This is a genomic window from Streptococcus suis (assembly GCF_002960445.1).
In the GTDB taxonomy this organism is placed as follows: domain Bacteria; phylum Bacillota; class Bacilli; order Lactobacillales; family Streptococcaceae; genus Streptococcus; species Streptococcus hyiners.
This window is the reverse complement of the sequence record NZ_POJD01000304.1, coordinates 1-309: the sequence shown is the minus strand read 5'-3', so window position 1 is coordinate 309 and position 309 is coordinate 1. Positions and strand designations below refer to the sequence as shown.

The window sequence follows — 309 nt, the reverse complement described above, 5'->3', positions numbered from 1 at the left end:
TTGTCAAATTGTTGCAGACGACTGATGAAGCTTTCGACATTTGCAAATTCAATGTAAGCCTCATCTACAACGAGTAGCCCTTTAAAAGAAATAGCCAATTTCTCCAAATCTTCTAGTGAATAAGCTACTGAAGAAGGATTGTTAGGATTGGAAAGCATGATTATCTTTGCCTTCACCTCCTCCGCACGCGCCAACAATTTCTCTACTGGCAGGACGAGTGTATCGTTTTTTTCTTCTAAATCAATGGCTTCAAAACGGCTACCATGCATGTGATTATAGGTTTCATACATGAAGAAGTCTGGATTGACA

The 309-nt window shown here is 39.5% G+C and carries 1 protein-coding gene; it reads right to left on the bottom strand.

Translation table 11 applies throughout. The annotated features are described in order from the left end of the window. A partial coding sequence (locus C1G53_RS10950; RefSeq protein WP_153046715.1) for an aminotransferase class I/II-fold pyridoxal phosphate-dependent enzyme occupies nt 1-309 on the bottom strand: 309 nt, incomplete at both ends.